6 protein-coding genes are annotated in these 5,441 nt (G+C 62.8%); 3 read left to right on the top strand and 3 right to left on the bottom strand.

Annotated elements, in window-relative coordinates; genetic code table 11:
* The coding region (locus EN994_RS16205; protein ID WP_206530411.1) for a monovalent cation:proton antiporter-2 (CPA2) family protein at window positions 1-1,125 on the bottom strand (1,125 nt) is incomplete at its 3' end.
* Window positions 1,126-1,285: 160 nt separating this feature from the next.
* On the opposite strand from EN994_RS16205, the gene EN994_RS16210 reads away from it, so the two are divergent.
* The 3 genes from EN994_RS16210 (at window position 1,286) to EN994_RS16220 (ending at window position 3,993) form a co-directional block, all read left to right on the top strand.
* Entirely contained in the window at window positions 1,286-2,275 is a 990-nt protein-coding gene (locus EN994_RS16210) for an AraC family transcriptional regulator (RefSeq protein WP_063170228.1), read from the top strand.
* Between the two features lie 60 nt (window positions 2,276-2,335).
* Window positions 2,336-3,544 carry an MFS transporter gene (locus EN994_RS16215; RefSeq protein WP_127307643.1) on the top strand — a complete coding sequence of 403 codons (1,209 nt, stop codon included), beginning with the start codon at window positions 2,336-2,338 and terminating at the stop codon, window positions 3,542-3,544.
* Between the two features lie 182 nt (window positions 3,545-3,726).
* On the top strand, window positions 3,727-3,993 hold the full coding sequence (locus tag EN994_RS16220; RefSeq protein ID WP_024503536.1) for a hypothetical protein: 267 nt from the start codon (window positions 3,727-3,729) through the stop codon (window positions 3,991-3,993).
* Window positions 3,994-4,104: 111 nt separating this feature from the next.
* On the opposite strand, the gene EN994_RS16225 is transcribed toward EN994_RS16220, so the two are convergent.
* Complete coding sequence (locus tag EN994_RS16225) at window positions 4,105-4,659, bottom strand: hypothetical protein (RefSeq protein ID WP_024503535.1); 555 nt, start codon at window positions 4,657-4,659, stop codon at window positions 4,105-4,107.
* Window positions 4,660-4,794: 135 nt separating this feature from the next.
* On the bottom strand, window positions 4,795-5,441 hold a 647-nt coding region (locus tag EN994_RS16230; RefSeq protein ID WP_127307644.1), incomplete at its 5' end, for a TIGR01620 family protein.

The raw sequence follows: 5,441 nt of genomic DNA on the forward strand, positions 1-5,441 counted from the left end.
CGTCAGCACCATGGAGATGATGACGATCGCCGTCAGCGTCGCATTGGCGTTGCCGTCGATGATGCCGACCGCCGCGGCCGCCGAATAAAGGACAAAGGCGAACTCACCGCCTTGCGCCATGAAGACCGCGCGCTCAAGCGCCTCGCGGTGGCTGGTTTTCAGGATACGGGCGACGATGTAGATGCCGAATGCCTTCATCACCATGTAGGCGACGACATAGATGGCAATCAGCCGCCAGTTCGCCGCGACCACATGCAGGTCGAGCGACATGCCCACCGCGAGAAAGAACAGACCGAGCAGGATGCCGCGGAACGGTTCGATATCGGCTTCGAGCTGATGGCGGAAGGTCGATTCGGACAAAAGCACACCGGCCAGGAAGGCGCCCATCGCCATCGACAGGCCGCTGAGCTGCATGGCGAGCGCGGATCCGAGAACGACCAGAAGTGCCGCCGCCGTCATCACCTCGCGGGCACGGGCATCCGCCAGGATGCGGAAGAACGGATTGAGCAGATAACGGCCGGCCACAACCAGGCCGACGATCGCGGCGAGGCCGATGCCGACCTCGGTCAGCCGCTCCGATAGGCTGGTGTCGGCACCGCCGGGCGCCAGAAACGCGATCAGGGCCAGCAGCGGCACGATGGCAAGATCCTCGAGCAGCAGGACCGATACGATGCGCTGGCCTTTCGGCGCGGCGATTTCGCCGCGTTCCTCGAGAAGCTGCATGACGATCGCTGTCGAGGTCAGCACGAACCCGGCGCCGGCGACGAAGGATTGCGCGATTGGAAACCCTCCAGCCATGCCGACCCCGGTCAGCAGGAGCGCGCAGACGCCGACCTGCAACGCACCGAGGCCAAAGATCTCGCGGCGCAGGCCCCAGAGCCGCGATGGCTGCATTTCCAGCCCGATGATGAACAGGAACATCACCACGCCGAGTTCGGCGACATGAAGAATGGCTTCCGATTCGGAAAAGACGCCGAGGCCGAACGGGCCGATCACCACGCCGGCAGCCAGATAGCCGAGGATCGAGCCGAGGCCCATGCGCTTGAAGATGGGAACGGCGACGACACCGGCAGCAAGCAGCGCCACCACCTGAACCAGATCACTGCCCGATGCTTCCGCCGCCATGCCTCTTGTCCCTGTGTCTTGCAGCACTCCTTGCATGCAGTTGGAGCGGGAGGCAAGGCGAGAAATCTGCCGGAAAGGGTAGGGTGCCGTTGCAGTGATTGACCTGGTGGAACAACGGTCCCCGCTTGCCTGCCGGACGTTCGGCATCTATATTGCGTATATGTTTGACCATTCGTCCCGGCCGTCCTCGCCGCCACATATCCCGATGGATGCGCTCAGCGAAGTTCTGCAAGACTTTCGCTTGAGTGGTGTCAACTATGGCCGCTGCGAACTCCGGCACCCATGGAGCATAGACTTTCCGCAACAACAGCTGCTTCGGTTTCACTTTGTCGGCCAGGGCCCATGCTGGATTCATACTGAATCGCAAGGTTGGCAGGAGCTGCGCGATGGCGATCTGGTGCTGCTGCCGCAAGGCATCGCCCATCGGCTGGCGAGCGCGCCGGACGTTGCAGGGGGCTCGCTCGAAGGTTGCCAGGTGATCAAGTTGGGGGGCAACGTCTGCGAAGTGGTACGGCAAGGAACGGGCGCGACGAGCACCCTTTTCTGCGGCTCCATGGCCTTGGACTCCTATGCGCTCAACCCATTGATCACGTTGATGCCGCCTGTCATCAAGGGTTGCGACGTGGCCGGCAATGACCCGGTCGTCGGTCCTTTGCTGGCGGCCATGACGGTGGAGGCCTCGCAGCCGCAGATGGGCAGCGCCACGATTCTGTCGCGTATGGCCGACTTGCTGACGGCCCGGCTCATACGCTGCTGGGTCAATTGCAATGGAGCCTCGACCACCGGTTGGCTCGCAGCCATCCGCGACCCCCATATAGGCCGCGCTTTGGCGGCCATGCACCGCGACCCCGGCCACAACTGGACGCTGGGAAGCCTGGCCGGCGTGGCAGGCCAATCGCGCTCGATTTTCGCCGAGCGTTTCAGTGCGGTATTGGGGGAGGGTGCCGCACACTATCTCGCCCGCCTGCGCATGCAGCTTGCCCGCGAATTGCTGGGCCAAAACGGCTTGTCGGTTGCCGAAGTCGCTACCCGTTTGGGCTATGATTCGGAGGCATCCTTCGCGCGCGCGTTCAAGCGCATCACCAATGTCTCGCCGGGCGTTGTGCGTCGCACAATTCCCGGACGAATGGATATGAATTTCGGATTCTAAGATACATATCATCCGAGCGGACTCGCCTATTTAAGACCTCCAAACTTTGGAGATCTTTCCGTGACTGACACAACATTACAGCTTGAAGACGCCGCGACTGGCCTTGATGCCGATGCACCAGCCGCGTGGAGCGCAGCCACCTGGTTCGCGGTCATTTCATTGGCGGCCACCAGCTTTGCCTTGGTGTCGGCCGAATTCCTGCCCGCAGGTCTGCTGACGCCAATGGCACGCGATCTCGGCATCAGCGAGGGGACGGCCGGACAGGTAGTCACCGCCACCGCTTCCGTCGGCGCCGTGACGGCCATGTTGAGCAATGTTCTCATCGGCCGCTTGAACCGCAAGGCGGTGCTGGTTGGTCTCAGTGCTCTTGCGGTCGGTTCCAATGTCCTGGCGGCGCTGGCGACCGATTTCTGGCTGTTGCTGTTGGGCCGCGCCGGGCTGGGCATCGCTCTCAGCGCTTTCTGGGCACTTTCGGTCGCCGTTGTGGCGAGGCTGGTTGGCGCCAGCGCGACAGGTCGGGGCATGGCGATCGTCACCCTGGGCGTCTCGCTCGCAACCATTGCCGCACCGTCGATGGGCGCGTTGATCAGTGACTGGATAGGGTGGCGCAGTGCCATGGCCATGACGGCGGGGCTGGCCGCGCTTGCCATGCTGCTGCAGTTTCTCAGCCTGCCGACCTTGCCCGCAACGGCAAGCAACAGCCTTGCAGATGTATTTCGGCTGACCCGGCGGCGCGGCATCCAACTCGGGATGCTGGCTATCCTTTTGCTGATGACGGGGCATTTTGCCGGCTCGGTCTATGTGCGTCCCTTCCTCGAACAGGTGACACTCCTTACAACCGGACCGATTGCCTTGGCTCTGCTCGGGTTTGGCGTCGCTGCCGTGATCGGTAATGTTGCCGGCGGCCGCATGGCCGACACCAACATCCACATGGCCCTCGCAGTCACCGCGGCGTTGATGGCGGTTGCGGCACTTACTTTGGTGCTTTGGGGCTCGCGTATCGGCGTTTCCTTCGGCTTCGTTACGCTGTGGGGGTTCGCCTTTGGCATGGCGCCGGTGGTGCTGCCGGCCAATATGTCGCGCGCGGCGCCTGATGCGCTGGAGGCAGCGGGCAGCCTGATGGTCACCTCTTTCCAAATTGCCATCACCATCGGCGCGGTTGTCGGCGGCTATGTCGTGGACACCTATGGCGCGACTGGACCTTTGACTCTGACTGCTATCCTTGCCGCATCGACCGCCGTCTTGGCGCTGCTGCAGCCTCGCAGCTGAACTTTGCAGCCGCCGACACAGTAGCCTCAAATCCTGCCGCCAGCGATGTTGCAGGCGCGATACACAAGTTGAGGCCGGGAACACGTTGCATCTTGCCGCAATCGAAGGCTAAGGACGCTCGGCTTCGGCCATTGGAGGGTGATCGACGATCAAGTCGCGCCCTTTTTGAGGAGATGACTGACATGAAGAAGTTTTTGTTTGTTGCCGTCGGCCTGGCGGTGCTTGCCGGTTCGGCTTGCTCGAAGGCGCCTGAGTGCACGGCGGAGATCGCAACCAAGAAGGCGCAGGACATGGCTGCAGCACTTCAGGAGGCGATCACCAAGGACCCGGCCAAGGCGGCTGATCTGACCGCCAAGGTCCAGGCGGTGACAACCAAGTATCAGGGCACCACGACGTTGGCCGACGCCTGCAAGGCCTATGACGAAGTGACGGCCGCGATCAAGGGCTGACACCCTGATTTGAGATCAAGGCCTAAGCGCCTGATTCGATGGGCTCAAGTGAGAGGGCGGTGACCGTTGGGTCGCCGCCTTTTTCTTCGGATTTTTCAGTTCGGCGCGATTTCAGTTCGGCGCGATGGAACCGACTTCGACCGCGTCGACCCGCTTCAGGCTCATGCCGATCACCGGCACCAATTGGTCGTTGACGCGCACGGCGATAGTCACCGTCATCGAATTGTCGTCAGGGATGCGAGCCTGCATGACGCCGCGCAGCTGGTTGCGGTTGATGGTGAAGACCACCTTGCGGGGATCGACGACGTTGCCGCCGATGATGTCGAGGCCGGAACCGGTCGCGCCACCCATGAAGCTGCCCTTGTAGCCCTCGCGGCCCTTGCGCTCGATCTTGGCCGACATTGGCTGGGTGAACATACCGACCCGGCAGCCGCCGTCGAGCGACATGCCGACCTTGCCGTCGGGCGTCGAGCCGGTGAAGCTGCAGTTGAACTTGGTGCCCTTGTACTTGCCGGCGACGATTTCGCCGGGACCGATCCACTTGCCTTCGGCAGACTGGAAGAACTGCTTGTCCGGCTCCGCCGCAGAGGCCACTCCGGCAATGCCGACGACTGTCGTAATCACCGTTGCCAGGGACAGGACGCTGGATAGAATTACGCTTTTCATCGACGACACCCGGCAACAAAGATGCTGTTTGGAACCGGTCTGACCATGAACAAGATTGGTTAATGCTTCGTCACCGCGGGGCCGCCGCAGAGCAGTCCGGTAACGATTCCGAATGCCCGGACACTCCAGCCCGGCTCACTTGCCGGAGGGGGTCGTTGCACCGTCTTTCCTGGTTGCGAACGATGTCAGCGCCGAGAGGAAGTCGCCCAATCCGGGACGTTTGGCGGCGCTGAAGGGCAGGGGTCGAGCCGTCTCCATCGCGGCGATGCCGATGCGCGCCGTCATCATGCCGTTGACGACGCCCTCGCCAAGCTTGGCCGAAAGGCGCGCGGCCAGGCCGTGGCCAACGATCTGCTGGACGACACTGTCGCCGACCGCGATCGAACCGGTTACCGCCAGATGCGCCAGAACGCTGCGCGCCAGGCGGAAGAAACCCAGCGTTCCCGGCCGTCCGCCATAGAGTTCCGACAGGCGCCGAATGAGCCGCCCGGCCTCGAACACGACATAGGCAACATCGACCAGTGCGCGTGGACTGACCGCCGTCACCAGCGAGACGCGTTTGGCAGCTTCGAGAATCATCACTTTCGCTCTGGCATCGAGTGGTCCGAGAATTTCAGCCTCCGCCAGGCGCACGAGATTGCCGCCGTCGATGATTTCGCCGCGCAATTCGGCCAGCTCGCGCCGGCCGGCCGCGGTCTCGGGTTTGGCCGAGACAAAGGCCGACAATTCGTCGACGACCGATCGTGCCGCCTTGGGATCGTCGCGGGCGATCGCATCGAGCG

The organism is Mesorhizobium sp. M7A.F.Ca.CA.002.09.1.1 (assembly GCF_003998555.1).
Lineage (GTDB): Bacteria > Pseudomonadota > Alphaproteobacteria > Rhizobiales > Rhizobiaceae > Mesorhizobium > Mesorhizobium ciceri.